Origin of the sequence: Bacteroides pyogenes DSM 20611 = JCM 6294 (assembly GCF_000428105.1) — a bacterium.
GTDB classification, from domain to species: Bacteria; Bacteroidota; Bacteroidia; order Bacteroidales; family Bacteroidaceae; genus Bacteroides; species Bacteroides pyogenes.
This window is the reverse complement of record NZ_ATZH01000037.1, coordinates 1-17,703: the sequence shown is the minus strand read 5'-3', so window position 1 is coordinate 17,703 and position 17,703 is coordinate 1. Positions and strand designations below refer to the sequence as shown.

12 protein-coding genes and 1 pseudogene are annotated in these 17,703 nt (G+C 46.9%); 7 read left to right on the top strand and 6 right to left on the bottom strand.

Translation table 11 applies throughout. The features are described 5' to 3' along the window. Positions 1 to 8: 8 nt before the first annotated feature. The 4 genes from C234_RS0110285 to C234_RS0110270 form a co-directional block, all read right to left on the bottom strand. Positions 9 to 794, bottom strand: coding sequence for a M15 family metallopeptidase (locus C234_RS0110285; protein ID WP_027325695.1), 786 nt, complete (start codon positions 792 to 794; stop codon positions 9 to 11). A 93-nt stretch (positions 795 to 887) separates the two neighbouring features. Then, complete coding sequence (locus C234_RS16325) at positions 888 to 1,463, bottom strand: Riean_0653 family protein (protein ID WP_244947312.1); 576 nt, start codon at positions 1,461 to 1,463, stop codon at positions 888 to 890. Positions 1,464 to 1,485: 22 nt separating this feature from the next. Further along, positions 1,486 to 2,136, bottom strand: a complete 651-nt coding sequence (locus tag C234_RS16320; protein ID WP_051290242.1) for a hypothetical protein — start codon at positions 2,134 to 2,136, stop codon at positions 1,486 to 1,488. A gap of 165 nt (positions 2,137 to 2,301) precedes the next feature. Beyond that, the gene (locus C234_RS0110270; RefSeq protein ID WP_027325694.1) at positions 2,302 to 3,828 is read right to left on the bottom strand and encodes a sulfatase; all 1,527 of its coding nucleotides are present in this window, start codon (positions 3,826 to 3,828) and stop codon (positions 2,302 to 2,304) included. Between the two features lie 793 nt (positions 3,829 to 4,621). On the opposite strand from C234_RS0110270, the gene C234_RS0110265 reads away from it, so the two are divergent. Then, positions 4,622 to 6,421 (top strand): DUF4091 domain-containing protein, encoded by a 1,800-nt coding sequence (locus C234_RS0110265; protein ID WP_027325693.1) that lies wholly within the window; start codon positions 4,622 to 4,624, stop codon positions 6,419 to 6,421. Positions 6,422 to 6,575: 154 nt separating this feature from the next. On the opposite strand, the gene argS is transcribed toward C234_RS0110265, so the two are convergent. Further along, positions 6,576 to 8,369, bottom strand: a complete 1,794-nt coding sequence (gene argS, locus C234_RS0110260; protein ID WP_027325692.1) for an arginine--tRNA ligase — start codon at positions 8,367 to 8,369, stop codon at positions 6,576 to 6,578. An 85-nt stretch (positions 8,370 to 8,454) separates the two neighbouring features. Beyond that, positions 8,455 to 8,727 carry an HU family DNA-binding protein gene (locus C234_RS0110255; RefSeq protein WP_027325691.1) on the bottom strand — a complete coding sequence of 91 codons (273 nt, stop codon included), beginning with the start codon at positions 8,725 to 8,727 and terminating at the stop codon, positions 8,455 to 8,457. Between the two features lie 217 nt (positions 8,728 to 8,944). Here C234_RS0110255 and C234_RS0110250 point away from each other — a divergent pair, with 217 nt between their 5' ends. The 6 genes and pseudogenes from C234_RS0110250 to C234_RS17810 all read left to right on the top strand — a co-directional run. After that, on the top strand, positions 8,945 to 9,619 hold the full coding sequence (locus tag C234_RS0110250) for a rhomboid family intramembrane serine protease (protein WP_027325690.1): 675 nt from the start codon (positions 8,945 to 8,947) through the stop codon (positions 9,617 to 9,619). After that, a complete protein-coding gene (locus C234_RS0110245) occupies positions 9,600 to 10,496 on the top strand; it encodes a rhomboid family protein (RefSeq protein WP_027325689.1) in 897 nt (298 codons plus the stop codon). Before C234_RS0110250 ends, C234_RS0110245 begins: the two co-directional genes overlap by 20 nt. Positions 10,497 to 10,499: 3 nt before the next feature. Beyond that, positions 10,500 to 11,606, top strand: a complete 1,107-nt coding sequence (locus C234_RS0110240; protein ID WP_027325688.1) for an endonuclease/exonuclease/phosphatase family protein — start codon at positions 10,500 to 10,502, stop codon at positions 11,604 to 11,606. Positions 11,607 to 11,692: 86 nt separating this feature from the next. Next, positions 11,693 to 13,777: a M3 family metallopeptidase gene (locus C234_RS0110235; protein ID WP_027325687.1), complete on the top strand. Its 2,085-nt coding sequence runs from the start codon at positions 11,693 to 11,695 to the stop codon at positions 13,775 to 13,777. A gap of 515 nt (positions 13,778 to 14,292) precedes the next feature. Continuing rightward, entirely contained in the window at positions 14,293 to 17,280 is a 2,988-nt protein-coding gene (gene secDF, locus C234_RS0110230) for a protein translocase subunit SecDF (protein ID WP_027325686.1), read from the top strand. 225 nt (positions 17,281 to 17,505) lie between these two features. Further along, positions 17,506 to 17,703, top strand: a pseudogene (locus C234_RS17810) (hypothetical protein); the annotation flags it as partial.

Here is a 17,703-nt window from a genome sequence, read left to right as displayed (position 1 = left end):
CGATTCTCTCAAGGAATCACCGGATAGTTCCGGCGAGCTTCGTCACGGCTGCGAAAGTTGAAGTGCCACCATTCGCTCGGTAGCGGTCGGAAACCGCCGGCTTTCATGGCTTGGCGCAACAGCAAACGGTTTTGCCGTTCTTCCTCGCTTATCTTTCCCCGGCGAACCAGTACGTCTTCCTGCATAATGTGCGACTCCATGCCCAGATGGTCTACCTTCGTACCCATCGGCAGCGGATTCCCCAGCGAGTCGAGAATGCCGATGTCCACCGCCAGTCCGTAATTATGCAGTCCTCCTCCACGCGCAGGATTGGATACGTAGCGGTATCGGGAGGTTCCTTTCACGGCATCCCACATCTGCTGCTGCACGGACAGAGGGCGAGCGGCATCGTAGACGATGAACCGGTATGACGGATGCCTTTGCTTCAGCGCCCGGTGTGCCCGTAGCAGAGCTTCGAGAGCTTCCGGGTGCAGGTAGGCTTCTTTCAGATCTTCATACAGTGTTTTTCCGGTGAAATTATCCGGAGTGGCATACATCAGCCGCACTATGATGGAGGTATCGGCTTCGGCTATGTTCTTCAACCCCAGAGAATCCATGTACAGCGCCATCCTGCTTTTCGGATGTGCGGCTCGACCGTTTTCGTTCTCTTCCTCTGCTTCAATCGCCGTTTCGGACCGGATTTCTTTCGCTATGCGCTCTTCCTCTTCCTGTCTCCGTTCTTTATTGCCATGCAGCGTGCAGGCAGATAAAAGTACGGATAAAAACAAAGCGGCGGTCGGTTTGCTTTTTATGATGTTCATTCAAATGATAATATTCTTAATTATAAGAGTCGATCCGGCAAAAGTCTGCATTGAATGATGCCCGTTCAAATACGGTGTATACTCCTTTCATTGGTTGCTTGCAGATTCGAGTAACGCAGGTTTAATCCGTTTCGTTCGGATAACGTGCTGTTTCCCTTCATGTTCCGGATAGTCGTACGAGTCGATTTCGAAATACGTGTCGAAACGCCCCTTGGTAAGCCGGTCGTTGTTTTCAAAAGTTCCGCTGACTATTTTCTTCTTCAGATCGAAGCGGGTAATATGCGCCGTTCCGTCTTTCAATGCCTCTTTGATAAACATAAAGTCGGTAAGAGGACACTCTTTCCCTTCTTCGGGCGAAAGAATCTTAAAGTCGATGGTGTTTCCATCTCCATCTATATAAACAGACGCCTCCATCTCCTCTTTCTTTTCTTTATAAATGAATTTAATGGAGCGTTCGGGCTCTTTGACAGGGAAGAACCAATCTGTGGAATATCTTCCTCCGGAATAGATCCATCCGTCTATAAGGCATCCGAAAGTATTGGCTCCGGTGTTGGTAGCGGGAGGCATGACGGTCGGATCTACCCTGCTGTCTTCTCCGTCGCAGCCGGCGAAGAAGATACATGCGCATAGTGTCGTAAAGATGAGTGTGATGTACTTTTTCATATAATCCGAGTTTTGTTCATGATTAAAAACAATAGGCGATTCCTGCCGATAAGTTTAAACGCGAAACGCTGACTTTCCTGTCTCCGCCTGTACTTACCTTGATCGATTGGTTGTGGTAGCGCACGCGGTATGAGGGAAGTCCGCCCGCAATGTATTGCAGCTCCGTAACTATTTTCCATTGAGGACCCAGCGTGAAAAGCCCTCCTAAACAGCCATGTACAGCAACGGCTCTTCCCGTTACGGTGCGCGGCTTTCCGAACACAGCGCTGTTGTTTCTGAAGAATACCTCTCCACCTCCCAGTCCGATGCGGATGTCCAGCCTGTCGGAACAAGGAATATATCCGCTGACTTGGATAGCCGCATAATGTTGCGAAAGCTTGTCGCTTCCTTCCGGATGGCTGTCTTGCTTGGCGTATGCGGAGTAAACGGCACCTACGGAAAGCTCTTTAATGCAGCGGTAGTGGTATTGCGCTCCCCAGTTGGGAGCTTTCGTTAAACGATTCTCGTAGCTGTGCACGTTTTGCGTCAGGCAATTCATCTTTCCCAACGTAAAGCCGTATCCGCCGTTTACGGAAAGCTCATGTCGGAGCTCTTTCTTTTGCGCAAAAAGCGGAGAGAGGTTAATTGTTGCCAACAGCAATAATGAGATTGCTTTTGCTAATGTGCGGTTCATAGGTTATAACATATTAAAAAAGTTATTATTCATTGTTTGGCTGTTTAAACAGAGTTTATCATTCGCTTTTCTATCGCGGCTGCCTATAAAAGCCGGCTTTATCACACCTTTGCCTATACCATAATATATATACTATTGATTCTGATCGGATATTTGCTTATGCCTTTATGGATGTTGTTCCACAACCGGTCTGATCTCTTTCCCGTCGATATCCACCGGATACAAAGCCTCTTCCTTGTCCAGACGCGCTATCATGCGAGCAAGCATTTGCAGGGTTCTCTCTTTGTGAGAGGCGGATAATTCATGCCGTTCTTCGGGGTCGTCCGCCAGATTGTAAAGCACACAGTCCGGACGTTCGGGATGTTCCGGATTGTAATAATAAATCAACTTCCAGTCGCCTTCGCGGTATACGGTGAAATAGCTTCCGCGGTGGCTGTGAGGGAAGTGCATCAGGAAGACATTTTCCCGTGTAGCGTCTTGTTTACCCGTCAGCAAAGGTCGCAGATCTTTTCCGTCCACGATATGGGATTGAGGGATAGCCGCTCCAGCCACAGAGGCAAGTGTGGGATATATATCCATGATGGTTCCCATTTGTTTCTGTATTTTCCCTTGAGCGATAGGCATCTGTTTCTGGTATTTGTTTTTGCCATTCGCTTTCGCCCAACTGATGATGAAGGGTACTCGCATACCGCCTTCAAACTCCGCTCCTTTTTTGCCGCGCAACGGAGCAGAGGAAGAGTAGCCTCTGGCTGGTCCTAAAGGAGCGTCTCCGCCGTTATCGCCTAAAAATACTACCAACGTGTTTTCTGCAATCCCTTTCTGTTCCAGATAATCCAGAATCTCTCCCAAAGAGTAATCCATTCCTTCTATCAGTGTGGCAAAGGCTTTGGCGGCATCGCTTTTCTCAGGGTCGGTATAGTGCCCGATGAAACGCTTGTCGGTTTCAAAAGGAGTATGTACGGCATAATGAGCCAGATTTAGGAAGAAAGGTTTCTTCTCAGCCAACGCTTTGTCCATCTCCGCTTTGGCTTCTATGGTCAGCGCTTCGGTCAGGAAAGTGTCGGTACGGTGATATTTCTCCAGACCGGGAACCGCATTGGCACGTCCTCCTTTGATGTGTCCGTATCCGTACTCACCGTAGTAGCTTCCCGGATGTCCGATGGATGAGCCTGCCACATTGACGTCGAACCCCAGATTCTCAGGATTCTCTCCTTCGCTTCCGGTGCAGCCGAAGTGGGCTTTGCCGACGTGGATGGTTTTATAGCCCTGTGATCGGAGCAAGCGAGGTAAAGTCAGCTCATCTTTCGTCAATCCTTTCCAGTTCCACGCATGGGGACCGAACTGGTCGCGGTTGTTCGATGTCGGTTTTATCCAGTTGGTAGTACGATGCCTTGTGGCATTCTGCCCGGTCATCAGCGAAGCCCGTGAAGGTGAACTTACACTTTGTGCATAAAACGTGGAGAAACGGATTCCCGTCTCTGCCAACCGTTCCATATTCGGAGTGCGGTACCAGTCGTTAAGCGGCTGACGCACCGGATTTCCCTGTCCGTCTATAATGAAAGGGACGGACGTATCCATCAGCCCCATGTCGTCTACCAGAAATACGATGATATTGGGTTTCTCTTGTGCCCATACAGAGCATGCGGGTGTCAGCAACAAGGTACCGATCAGTAACGGGTTCGATTTCTTCATCTTGTTTTAGCGGATTAATTTCTATGTAAACACCGTTTAAATATCCGGCCTGCGCGTATATATCATGCACCGCATAGTAACCGGTGACGGATAAAAAAACGGTGCGTAAGTTCTAAGCAGGCTTTTAATGGCAAAGGTATTGAATAATATCGCTTCGTCAATGTTTCCGAACGGTTTTTTTGCTTTCCTGCTGCTCCGGTGAAGTTTTCATTTCGCCCACATTCAAGGATTTCGCAACGGATTTGTTATGTTCTACAGATTTGTCTATTACCGCGAAATGCTTGTAGAAACAGGCTGTCAGGGCAATTGACTATATTTTACAGATTTGCTTATGCGTTTTCACATCAATCGCTTTCGTTTTTTTACAGTTAAAGTGTTCATTACTACACTGTTTTCTATGTATTGCATGCCACTTTGCTGTCAACGTAATTTCGATAACTCTTCTGCCACATGCTCGATGGTGCTGTCAGCAATTACGGTTTGCTGTCGAGGTAAATTCGATATTTCTTCCGGAAATGAGGTGTGCTTCTGATGTTTTATGGGGCGAAAGAGTTATCTTTGGGAGTTCTAACAAGCGGGAACATTAAAAACAGAATGTGGACCGAGCGGGTTGCCCGGATACAGTCCGCAGAACGCTACCCGCTGAGTGATAGCGAAGTGACGGATAACCGGATGTTTGGCAATCAATGTTTGTGAATACGGACAAGCGAGAACGCCACTGGCGGGATTCGGTTCTTCAGCATGTACCCGTTGCTAAGAGCTTTTTGACATTGAAACCTAAAATTATAATGATATGAACAAAATTACAGCATTCTTTTTCTCTTGTGTGCTTGCTTCCGCTCCCCTGATGGCTCAGGAAGGAGTGACGCAGTGTGGCACGCCGACTGGGCAACCGCCTTTTCCGCTTCAGTCTTACCATGAATTGCCCGACCCCAAGTCGGCTTCCATGCAGGAGTGGGCGGTAGTGAAATCGCCCCAAGTACGATGGGGAAGTACGGATGTGCGCTATGCCAAGCATGCGGTTCCCGTATTGCCGTCGCAACAAAGCATCACGCTGGAAGGATGGCGGGGCGAGAAGCTGAACGCGCAGGCGGTAGTGTGTACGCCGACCGATTTGAATGAGCTGACGTATGCTTTCTCTGACTTCAAATCCTCTTCGGGCGAAGTGCTTCCGGCTTCGGCGTTCAGCGGAGGTTTCGTCCGCTACGTGATGACCGACGAACTGAATAAAGACGGACGCGGAGCTTGCGGTGCGCGTCCCGACCATACGTTGTACGACTCGCTTTTGGTGGCGGATGCCATCGACCATCTCGCAGTTTCGATGCCCGTGAAGGCAAAAAGCGTGCAGCCCGTATGGATCAATTGCCGCATCCCCGCCTCGCTCTCACCGGGAACCTACAAAGGAACGGTGGAAGTGAAAGACGGAGGTTGCTTGTTAGGAAGTCTCACTATGTATGTCAAAGTGTCTTCACGCACGCTTCCCGAACCGTCGGCATGGAAGTATCATCTCGACTTGTGGCAGAATCCGTTCGCTGTGCCCCGCTACCATCAGCTCCCGCTATGGAGCCGCGAACATATGGAGGCCATGCGCCCGTTAATGAAGATGCTGGCAGATGCCGGTCAGAAAGTGATTACGGCTTCCATCATGCACCACCCCTGGAATGCACAAACGGAAGATGCCTTCGAGTCGATGGTAACGTGGACGAAGAGAATAGACGGGACTTGGGCGTTCGATTTCGCCGTGTTCGATCTTTGGGTGGAGATGATGATGAGCGTGGGGATAGATAAACAAATCAATTGTTATTCGATGGTTCCGTGGAAGCTTTCATTCCAATACTTCGACCAGGCCACCAACCGTTTGCAGGTGGTGAACACGGCTCCCGGCAAACCGGATTATGAAGAGATGTGGCTGGCTATGCTGCGAGCTTTTTCCAAGCATTTGCGTGAAAAAGGATGGTTTGACATCTGCACCATTGCGATGGACGAGCGGCCGATGGACGTGATGCTCAAGACGCTTGAAGTAATCCGCAAGGCCGATCCCGATTTCAAGGTCTCTTTGGCAGGCAACTTCCACAATGAGTTGGAAGCGGATATTTATGACTATTGCATCCCGATGAGCGCGTCTTATCCTGAAGATGTGCTGAAACGTCGCACTGAAAAAAAATGGCCTACCACTTACTATACTTCTTGTGCGGAGGCTTTTCCCAATACGTTCACATTTTCAGATCCTTCCGAAGCGGTATGGATGAGTTTCTATTCGGCCAAATTCCATCTGGACGGATACCTGCGTTGGGCGTACAACAGTTGGGTGAAAGAGCCTTTGCTCGATTCACGATTCAGAACGTGGGCTGCCGGAGACACTTATCTGGTTTATCCGGGCTCCCGTTCGTCCATTCGCTTCGAGCGGTTGGTCGAAGGCATTCAGGCACACGAAAAGATAACCCTTTTGCGCGAAGAGTTTGCCGAAAAGAATAATAAAGCGGGCATGAAGCGGTTGGAACGTATCCTTTCGGCTTTCCGGTTAGAAGACTTTCCACAAGTTCCGGCAGCCGTTACCGTTAGGAAGGCGAATCGACTGTTGAACGCGCTGTAAGAGGTTCTGCTCTATGGGGATAGCTTCCGTTGCTCGCTTTCGGGCGATCGCAACGGAAGCGGAATCTCTGAACAACAAAAAGTGTCCTGATGTTAAGATTGCCGTTCAATCATCCTCCATCCTCTCTATAAATATAAATAATGTCTTTACCTGGCTACATTCTGGAAGGAACTTCGATTCCCAGCAGACCCATTCCGAGGCGGACCACTTTGGCTACATTGGCAGACAAGGTGATACGGAATATTCTCACAGCTTCGTTTTCTTCGCGCAGAATGCTGAAGTCGTGGTAGAACTGGTTGTATTCCTTCACCAAATCGTATGTATAGTTGGCTATGACAGACGGACTGTAATCCTCGCCCGCTTGCTTCACTACTGCGGCAAAGTCCGCCACCATCTGAATAAGCCCTTCTTCTTTTTCCGTCAGCTCGATACCGGCGGGAATCGTTTCGGGGATGGTTATTCCCATTTCGGCCGCTTTGCGCAGGACGGACTGTATGCGAGCGTAGGTGTATTGAATGAACGGTCCCGTGTTGCCGTTGAAGTCGATGGATTCTTTCGGATTGAAAGTCATGTTCTTGCGGGCGTCTACCTTCAGGATGAAGTATTTCAAAGCCCCCAACCCTACGATGCGCGCAATGTCGTCGGCTTCTGCCTGAGTCAGCCCGTCCAGTTTACCCAGCTCTTGCGATGTCTCTTTCGCGGTTTCTATCATTTCTTCCATCAGGTCGTCGGCATCGACTACGGTTCCTTCACGCGATTTCATTTTTCCCTCGGGAAGCTCCACCATGCCGTAAGAGAAGTGCACGAGACTCTTTCCCCATTCGAAGCCCAGCTTATCAAGCAGGATGGAAAGTACCTGAAAGTGGTAATTCTGCTCATTGCCCACAACGTAAATCATCTTGTCGATAGGATAGTCGGCAAAGCGAAGTTTCGCCGTCCCGATGTCCTGAGTCATATAGACCGAAGTTCCGTCACCGCGGAGCAGCAACTTATGGTCCAGACCTTCGGCAGTAAGGTCGGCCCATACGGATCCGTCTTCTTTTTTAAAGAAGAACCCCTTCTCCAGTCCTTCCATTACTTTCTCTTTCCCTTCGAGATAGGTTTCCGATTCGTAGTATATCTTGTCGAAGCTCACTCCCATCTTGCGGTACGTTTCATCGAATCCGGCATATACCCAGTTGTTCATCATGGTCCACAAGTCACGTACTTCCGAGTCTCCGGCTTCCCATTTTACCAACATTTCGCGAGCCTCCTGCATCAATGGCGATGCGGTCTCTGCCTCTTCTTTGGTCATTCCTTTCTCTATGAGTCCGGCTACTTCCTCCTTGTAATGTTTGTCGAAAGCTACATAATAGTCGCCCACCAGATGGTCGCCTTTCTTTCCCGAGCTTTCCGGCGTTTCTCCATTTCCGTATTTCTTCCACGCCAACATCGATTTACAGATATGAATACCGCGGTCGTTTACAATATTGGTTTTCACCACGCGGTTGCCATTTGCGGCAACAATGTTCGCCAGAGCGTTTCCCAGCAGGTTATTGCGCACGTGTCCGAGGTGAAGAGGCTTGTTCGTATTGGGTGAAGAGTATTCGATCATAACCAGCGGAGACCTCTCGTCGGCTTTTGTCAATCCATATTCTCCGTCTGTATGAATTTCGTTCAGAAGTTCGATCCATGCAGCCGATGCGACGGTCAGATTCAAAAAACCTTTTATCACATTGAAAGCGGCTACCGCAGCTTCATTCGCTTTTAGAAACTCTCCGATTTCCTGCGCTGTCTGTTCCGGTCCCTTTCTCGAAATTTTGAGGAAAGGAAAAACCACCAAGGTTAAATGCCCTTCAAATTCTCTCTTTGTTTTTTGCAATTGCACCGACTCCGAAGCCACGTCCTGTCCATAGAGTGTTCTCAGTCCGTTGACAACGGATGCAACAAGTCTATCTTCTATTTTCATGATTAAGTTTTTTCTTGCGCGCAAAGATACAAAAAAAGGAGACGCGCCGCGCCTCCCTTTCTAAATTCTTTCAACGATCTCTATTTTATTCTACTGCTGCAGACAATTCGGCACCGGCTTTAAATTTGGCCACCTTCTTTGCAGGAATAGTAATAGTTGCTTTTGTAGAAGGGTTAATACCCGTTCTTGCAGATCTTTCGCTTACAGAGAAAGTACCAAAACCAACCAAAGAAACCTTGTCACCCGCTTTCATAGCTTTGGTAACGGAAGAGATGAAAGCATCGAGTGCTTTTTTTGCATCGGCTTTGCTCATTTGAGCTTCTGCAGCCATTGCGCTAACAAGTTCAGATTTATTCATAATACTAAATAAAATAGATTAATTAATTATATTACATTAAAAGATCATTCATAAGAACCTTACAAATATAGACGAACAAAATAACATATCAAACAAAAACAGCAAAAAATCACAGCAATTTATTGAAAAAGAGCTAATAGAGTGTCATTTTATGCTTTAAAACAGAAAATATTCTTACTTTTGCCGGGAATTAATAAAAATATAAGAAGTAAAACGTATGCCTACTGTTACTAAGAACTTGATAATTATCAATATATTATTCTTTTTCGGAACTTTTGTTGCCCAGCGTTATGGAATAGATCTCGTCACCTATTTGGGGTTGCACTTTTTCTTAGCCGGCGATTTTAATCCTGCGCAGCTTGTCACTTACATGTTTATGCATGGAGGGTTCGCCCACCTTTTCTTTAATATGTTCGCTGTTTTTATGTTTGGTCCCATTCTCGAACAAACCTGGGGCCCCAAACGTTTTCTTTTTTATTATATGGTATGCGGCATAGGTGCAGGGCTGATACAGGAAGGTGTTCAGTATATACAATATGCAACGGAGTTGAGCCGGTATTCGCAAGTGAATATCGGTACGGAAATCATTCCGATGGGAGATTATCTGAACCTGATGACCACTATCGGTGCTTCAGGAGCGGTATTCGCCATTTTGCTGGCGTTTGGAATGTTGTTTCCTAACAATCGTTTGTTTGTTTTCCCGATACCGTTCCCTGTTAAAGCCAAGTATTTTGTTGTCGGCTATGCTTTGATCGAACTGTATGCGGGGGTTGCCAACCATGTAGGGGATAACATTGCTCACTTCGCCCACTTGGGGGGAATGGTGTTCGGTTTTATTTTGATTATGTATTGGAGGAAAAAAGACAAAAGCAATGGCACGTATTATAACTGATTTAAGAGAGAAGTTCAAGAGGGGAGATCTTCTTGTCCGGCTTATATACATCAATGCGGGTGTCTTTATCATCGGCGCGTTGGTAAATGTCTTTTTGAAACTTTTCAACCAAAGTCCCGCAGGCCTTTTAGAATGGTTTGCGCTACCCGCCTCTTTCCCTCGTTTAGCCCTTCAACCGTGGTCGATACTGACTTATATGTTCATACATGCCGACTTTCTGCACATCTTGTTCAATATGCTGTGGCTTTACTGGTTCGGTATTTTGTTCCTTCGCTCTTTTACTGCCCGGCATTTGTTGGGGGTGTATGTGTTGGGAGGAATATGCGGAGGTTTGCTTTACATGATTGCTTACAATATTTTCCCGTTTTTCAGCGATTCCGTAATTTATAGTGTCCTGATAGGCGCTTCGGCTTCCACATTGGCCATTGTGGCTGCTATTGCTTACAGGGAGCCTGATTATCGAGTATATTTGCTTTTCTTCGGAGCTGTCCGGCTGAAATATCTGGCTTTGGTGGCTGTCGGTGCAGACTTGCTTCTTATTACTTCGGGTAATGCAGGAGGTCATATTGCTCACCTTGGAGGCGCACTGTCCGGTTTATGTTTCGCCGCTTTTCTGAATAAAGGTGTCGATCTTACGGGATGGATCAACAAGTTGATCGATGGTGTGGCGGCATTGTTTCGCAAAGATACTTGGAGGCGTAAACCGAAAATGCATTACAGACCTAATGCCGACCGTGCGAGAGACTACGATTACAATGCACGTAAAAAAGCGCAGTCTGACGAAGTGGACCGTATCTTGGAAAAACTGAAGCGGTCAGGCTATGAAAGTCTCACGACAGAGGAAAAAAAGAGCTTGTTCGACGCAAGTAAAAGATAACGTATGAAAGGTATAGGTAGATTCGTATCATATATTATTCTGGGCATCAATGTTTTCTTTGTCATAATGTTGGTGCTTTCGGCATATAGTCCCTACCTGCATCCGCAAACGTTCTCGTTCGCCTCTTGCTTAGGGTTGGTCTTTCCTGTTTTTTTGGCGGTCAACCTGTGCTTTCTTGTTTTTTGGATTGTTTTTAATTTCAGGTATGCCTTGTTTTCTTTGCTTGGTTTGCTGATTTGTTTTTCGCAGATAATGACCTATTTCCCCATCAATTCCCGTACGGAAGAAATACCGGAAGGAAGCATCAAACTTCTTTCTTATAATGTGATGGGCTTCAACGGGCTGATGAAAAAAGAAGGGAAAAACCCGATCTTGTCTTATGTGGCGAACAGCGGAGCGGATATTATTTGCCTGCAAGAGTACGCATACTCGGGAAATGAAAGGTATCTCACCAAGCAAGATATATTCAAAGCGCTGAAAGAGTATCCGTTCCATTTTATCGGAAAGCATGGCAAAGGAGATGCGGAACTTGCTTGTTTCTCCAAATTTCCCATATTATCGGCTAAGGCTGTCGACTATGAGAGCAACTACAATGGCTCTATGCAATATGTTCTTAAGGTGAACAACGATACCCTTCTGTTGATAAACAACCATTTGGAATCCAATAAGCTTACCATGCAAGACAGGGGGATGTATGAAGATATGATCGACGCCCCCGATGCGAAGAAAGTGAAGTGGGGCGCCCGCTTGCTGCTTAATAAGTTGGCGGAGGCTTCGGCTATCCGCTCTTATCAGGCCGATTCGGTAGCCAACGTCATAGAGCGGAGCCGATACTCTACGATGATTGTCTGCGGAGACTTCAACGATGCTCCCATATCTTATACTCATCGAGTTCTTACCCGTAAGCTCGATGACGCTTTCACAAAATCGGGTAGGGGATTAGGCATTTCCTACAACAGGAACAAGTTTTATTTCCGCATAGACAATATCCTGATCAGTCCCGACTTGAAAGCTTATAATTGTACGGTAGACCGTTCTATCAGCGATTCCGATCATTATCCCATCTGGTGTTATATAAACAAAAAGAGTGTAAGGAAGCCCGATGTATAGATATTGAAATTCATTAATAATATAGAGTGGATGTTATAATCAAGCAAGAAAAACGTATGTAGAACATAACCCATAAATCCCTTATTATGATAAAGAAAACAGTAATTATTTTAGCAGCGAGTTGTATGATGTGTTCATGCGCAACAAAAACAGAGACTAATCCTTTCTTTACGGATTTTCAAACAGAGTATGGTGTTCCTCCTTTTGATAAAATCAAGATCGAACACTACGAACCGGCTTTTCTTAAAGGCATTGAGGAGCAAAACCGGCTCATTAAGGACATTGTTTCCAATTCGGAGACACCCACTTTCGAGAACACGATTGTCGCTTTAGATCAGAGTTCCCCGATATTAGACCGCGTAGGCGCCGTTTTCTTCAACATGACGAGTGCCGAAACCACCGATGCCCTTACCGACCTCTCCATGAAGATGGCGCCGGTACTCTCGGAACACGAAGATAACATTCTGTTGAACAAGAAACTTTTCGAACGTGTGAAGGAGGTGTACGACAACCGGAATCCGGAGCAACTGAACGCAGAGCAGCAACGCCTGCTTGATAAGACTTACAAGAGGTTTGTACGTTCGGGCGCAAATCTGAGTGCGGAGCAGCAAGACCGCCTGCGCGAAATAAACAAAGAGCTTTCTACGCTCGGGCTTGCGTTCAGCAATAATATTCTGAACGAGAACAACACTTTCAAACTGTTTGTCGATAAAGAGGAAGACCTTGCCGGGCTTCCCGAATGGTTCCGACAAAGCGCTGCGGCAGAAGCCGAAGCAGCCGGACAACCGGGCAAGTGGTTGTTTACCCTGCACAATGCAAGCCGTTTGCCCTTCTTGCAATATTCCGAAAACCGCCCCTTGCGCGAGCAGCTGTACACGGCTTACATCTGCCGTGGGAACAATGACGATAAGAACGACAATAAAGAAAATATTCGGAAGATTATTTCGCTGCGCCTTGAGAAAGCCCGGATGCTCGGTTTCGACTGTTATGCCAACTTCGTGCTGGATGAGACCATGGCCAAGAATGACGCCAATGTGATGCAACTTCTCAATAAATTGTGGAGCTATGCCTTGCCCAAAGCCAAAGCGGAAGCTGTGGAGTTGCAGAAGCTGATGGATAAGGAAGGCAAGGGAGAAAAACTGGCTGCATGGGATTGGTGGTATTACACCGAAAAGTTGCGGAAAGAGAAGTACGACCTGTCTGAAGAGGAGACGAAGCCTTACTTCAAGCTCGAGAATGTACGAGACGGAGCGTTCATGGTTGCCAACAAACTGTATGGAATTACTCTGACCAAGCTGGAAGGTGTTCCTACCTATCATCCCGATGTAGAAGTGTTCGAAGTGAAAGACGCCGACGGTTCACAGCTCGGAATCTTCTATGTCGACTATTTCCCCCGTCCCGGAAAGCGTGGCGGTGCATGGATGAGCAACTATCGCGAGCAATACGGGGATGTACGTCCGTTGGTATGCAACGTATGCAGCTTTACCAAACCTGTGGGCGACACGCCTTCGCTGCTTACGCTCGATGAAGTGGAAACTCTTTTCCACGAATTCGGTCACGGATTGCACGGCCTGTTGACCAAATGCCAATATAAAGGAACTTCGGGAACCAATGTGGTGCGCGATTTCGTAGAGCTTCCTTCGCAGATCAACGAGCATTGGGCTACCGAACCGGAGGTACTGAAAATGTATGCCAAGCATTATGCTACCGGAGAGACGATTCCCGATGAACTTATCGAAAAAATATTGAAACAGCAGACTTTCAATCAGGGATTCATTACTACCGAACTGCTTGCGGCTGCCATGCTCGATATGGATCTCCATATGCTGAAAGATGTAAGCAATTTGGATATCCTCGAGTTCGAAAAGCAAGCGATGGATAAGCTGGGCTTGATTCCGGAAATCGCTCCCCGTTATCGAGCTACCTACTTCAACCACATCATCGGCGGGTATGCGGCAGGATACTACAGCTATCTTTGGGCGAATGTATTGGACAACGACGCGTTCGAGGCGTTCAAAGAACGCGGCATCTTCGATAAGACCACTGCCGACCTGTTCCGCAACAATGTACTGGCAAAAGGAGACAGTGACGACCCGATGGTGCTCTACAAGAATTTCCGCGGGGCAGAGCCGAGTCTGGAACCTTTGCTGAAAAATAGGGGAATGAAATAGTCATAATGAACGACAGCACGGTGTATGACGACAGTATGTTCGTCGGTGCTGCTTTCAGATGCTTACTATATTGCTTTTGACAGAAAATCGGGGAAGCGTCATCTAAGCCTTACTTTTTTGGGGCTAAATGGCGCTTCCCGTTTTTTATTTGTTTAAGAAAACAATTCATATATATCCACCATGCTGGGTATATATGCCTACCGTGCTGTACATATATGCCTACCATGCTGGGCATATATATTCACCGTGCTGACTATATATGTCTACCGCAGTGTCGAAATATATGTAAGGCATCGGAACTATGAATTGTATCTTTCTTGTTAAATAATGTTGCCCAAACCGTGATTCGAAACCCAAAAAAGGCCTTAATCATCAAATATTTGAGGGCTTATTATACCTGAATGTGAAAAAAAAACTATATTTGCAGCCTTGTATGTAGAAGACAAAACTATATGCGACCGATGGGAACCGAAATTTAAATTAAAAAGTAATCATCATAAAAATTTTAAAGTAAAATGCAAAACAAAGGACTTGTAAAGGTTTTTGCGGTAGCACTCACGCTAGTATGCGCGTTCTATCTCTCCTTCTCCTTCGTAACTCGCCATTACACTAAAAAGGCGAAAGAGATTGCGAAAGGCGATCCGAAAGTAGAGCAAGACTACCTCGACTCTCTTTCGAACGAGAGGGTGTGGTTGGGCAACTGGACACTGAAAGATTGCCGTGAAATGGAGATTAGTTTAGGTTTGGACCTGAAAGGAGGGATGAACGTAATTCTTGAAGTTTCCGTGCCTGATGTTATCAAAGCTTTGGCTGATAACAAACCGGACGAAGCGTTCAACAAAGCGCTGTCTGAAGCTGCCAAGCAAGCAATCAACAGTCAGGAAGACGTTATTTCTCTTTTTGTTAAAGAGTATCGTAAGATTGCTCCGGGCGCAAAGCTTTCTGAACTTTTCGCTACACAACAGTTGAAAGATAAAGTCAATCAGAAATCAACCGATGCGGAAGTAGAGAAAGTGCTGAGAGAAGAGGTGAAAGCAGCTGTCGAGAATTCGTACAACGTGCTTCGTACCCGTATCGACCGCTTTGGTGTGGTTCAGCCCAACATTCAAAGTCTGGAAGACAAGATGGGACGTATCATGGTAGAGCTTCCCGGTATCAAAGAACCCGAACGTGTGAGAAAGCTTCTTCAAGGTTCTGCCAATCTGGAATTTTGGGAGACTTATACGGCCAGAGAACTTCTTTCTTATATGCAGGCGGCCGACAGTAAACTGCGTTCTTTGCTTGCTCAGGATACGGAAGAATCTGTTGCTGATACAACTGCCGCAGAACAGACAGAAGCTGTGAAGAAAACCGTCAGTGCGGCAGACAGCCTTGCCGCTGCATTGAAAGGTGACGCGAAAGAAGATAAAGAAGCCGACCTGAAAGAATTCAAGAAACAATATCCGCTATTGGCTATTTTGCAACTTAACTCCAGCGGGCAGGGTCCGGTGATCGGTTATGCCAATTACAAAGATACGGCAGAGGTTAACAAGTATCTGTCGATGGATGAAATCAAGGCGCAGCTGCCGAAAGACCTTCGTTTGAAGTGGGGCGTTTCTCCTGCGGAGTTCGACAAAAAAGGACAAATCTTTGAGTTGTATGCCATCAAATCTACCGAGCGCAATGGCAGAGCCCCGTTGGAAGGTGATGTGGTGACAGACGCGAAAGATGAATACGACCAATTCGGCAAACCGGCGGTAAGCATGGGGATGAACGCTGACGGCGCACGTCGCTGGGCTCAGCTGACCAAGCAGAACATCGGCCGTTCGATTGCTATCGTACTCGACAATTATGTATACTCCGCTCCGAATGTATATTCTGAAATTACGGGTGGACGCTCACAAATTACCGGCCATTTTACGCCCGAACAGGCAAAAGACTTGGCAAACGTACTGAAATCGGGTAAGATGCCCGCTCCGGCACGTATCGTTCAGGAAGACATCGTGGGTCCGTCGCTCGGTCAGGAGTCTATCAACGCAGGTATCATTTCGTTCGTCATCGCATTGGTATTGCTGATGATTTACATGTGCGCCATGTACGGTTTCATTCCGGGTATGGTTGCCAACGGAGCTTTGTTCCTCAACTTCTTCTTCACGCTCGGTATTCTTTCTTCGTTCCAAGCGGCACTCACCATGTCCGGAATTGCGGGTATGGTACTCTCGCTCGGTATGGCGGTGGATGCCAACGTGCTTATCTACGAACGCACCAAAGAAGAGCTTCGCAGCGGAAAGGGATTGCAAAAAGCATTGGCAGACGGTTATTCCAACGCTTTCTCGGCTATCTTCGACTCTAACCTGACGTCTATCATTACGGGTATCATCCTCTTCAATTTCGGTACGGGCCCGATTCGCGGTTTTGCCACTACGTTGATCATCGGTATTCTCGTATCGTTCTTTACCGCCGTGTTTATGACCCGTTTGGTTTACGAACACTTCATGGCTAAAGATAAGTGGTTGAACCTGACTTTCAGCACCGGTATTTCGAAGAACTTGATGGCAAATACCCGTTTCGACTTTATGGGAGCCGGCAAGAAAGCGCTTATCATTGCGGGTGTTTTCATCCTGATTTGCTTCGGTTCGTTTGCCATCCGCGGTTTGAGCCAGAGCATCGACTTCACCGGAGGACGTAATTTCAAGGTGCAGTTTGAGAATCCGGTACAGCCCGAACAGATACGCGAGTTGATTTCAAGCAAGTTCGGTGATTCAAACGTAAGCGTTATTGCTGTAGGTACCGACAAGAAGACCGTACGCATCAGTACGAACTACCGCATCGATGATAACAGCGAAACGGTAGATTCGGAAATCGAAGCTTATCTGTACGAAACATTGAAGCCTGTGCTGACTCAGAATATTACATTGGATACGTTCATCGACCGTGATAATTATACCGGAGGAAGTATCGTAAGCTCGCAGAAAGTAGGTCCGAGCATTGCCGACGACATTAAGACGGGAGCTATCTATTCTGTCGTGTTGGCTTTGATCGCTATCGGGCTGTATATCCTGCTTCGTTTCCGCAATATTGCTTATAGCGTAGGCTCTGTTGTGGCTCTGACAAGTGATACCATCATGATTATCGGTTTCTACTCGCTGTTGTGGGGAGTTGTTCCGTTCTCTCTGGAAATAGACCAGACATTTATCGGAGCTATTCTGACGGCTATAGGTTACTCCATCAACGACAAGGTGGTAATCTTCGACCGTGTGCGCGAGTTCTTCGGACTTTATCCGAAACGTAGCGAGCGTCAGCTCTTCAACGATTCTCTGAATACGACACTGGCGCGTACCATCAACACCTCGTTGAGTACATTGATCGTGCTGCTGTGTATCTTCATCCTTGGAGGTGATTCCATCCGCAGCTTTGCGTTCGCCATGATACTCGGTGTTGTCATCGGCACCATGTCTTCACTGTTCATTGCTTCTCCCATTGCATATTCTATGCTGAAAGGAAAGAAACGCGGAGAAGATTAAACGGATAGCCTGTACGGCATAAAACAAACTGCCGGACTGTGAAGTGAACCCTGAAAGTTGTACGAACAACTTTGGATCATACTTCACAGTCCGGCAGTTTGTTTTTAGTGTTCGCAACTTCTGTCTTGCTTAAAAAGATTTTACGTTTAGAAGGTAAGCCTCCGGTAAACCACGTATTTTCTGCAATCTCTTCGACCAGTATCTTTGTGCCCAAAAATAAAACTTATGATGACACGAGAAGAAGTTGCAGAAATTATTATGTACTGCAAGGAACACAAAGTAACTTATAAATCAAGGCTGGCGGAACTCAATATCCCTGTCTGGAGATTTTATGACAGCAAGTCCCGTTATGCAGAAGAACAGTCCTGCGTCAATACTTCCAAAGGCGATTTTATAGAACTGGGACAAAGCGGCACATTTATT

Bases quoted from the DNA above. Each gene is read 5' to 3' on its own strand.
- C234_RS0110245 (WP_027325689.1), top strand. From the start codon at position 9,600: ATGGCACGTATTATAACTGATTTAAGAGAGAAGTTCAAGAGGGGAGAT.
- C234_RS0110250 (WP_027325690.1), top strand. From the start codon at position 8,945: ATGCCTACTGTTACTAAGAACTTGATAATTATCAATATATTATTCTTT.
- C234_RS16320 (WP_051290242.1), bottom strand. From the start codon at position 2,136: ATGAACCGCACATTAGCAAAAGCAATCTCATTATTGCTGTTGGCAACA.
- C234_RS0110255 (WP_027325691.1), bottom strand. From the start codon at position 8,727: ATGAATAAATCTGAACTTGTTAGCGCAATGGCTGCAGAAGCTCAAATG.
- C234_RS0110265 (WP_027325693.1), top strand. From the start codon at position 4,622: ATGAACAAAATTACAGCATTCTTTTTCTCTTGTGTGCTTGCTTCCGCT.
- C234_RS0110235 (WP_027325687.1), top strand. From the start codon at position 11,693: ATGATAAAGAAAACAGTAATTATTTTAGCAGCGAGTTGTATGATGTGT.
- C234_RS0110270 (WP_027325694.1), bottom strand. From the start codon at position 3,828: ATGAAGAAATCGAACCCGTTACTGATCGGTACCTTGTTGCTGACACCC.
- argS (WP_027325692.1), bottom strand. From the start codon at position 8,369: ATGAAAATAGAAGATAGACTTGTTGCATCCGTTGTCAACGGACTGAGA.
- C234_RS16325 (WP_244947312.1), bottom strand. From the start codon at position 1,463: ATGAAAAAGTACATCACACTCATCTTTACGACACTATGCGCATGTATC.
- secDF (WP_027325686.1), top strand. From the start codon at position 14,293: ATGCAAAACAAAGGACTTGTAAAGGTTTTTGCGGTAGCACTCACGCTA.
- C234_RS0110240 (WP_027325688.1), top strand. From the start codon at position 10,500: ATGAAAGGTATAGGTAGATTCGTATCATATATTATTCTGGGCATCAAT.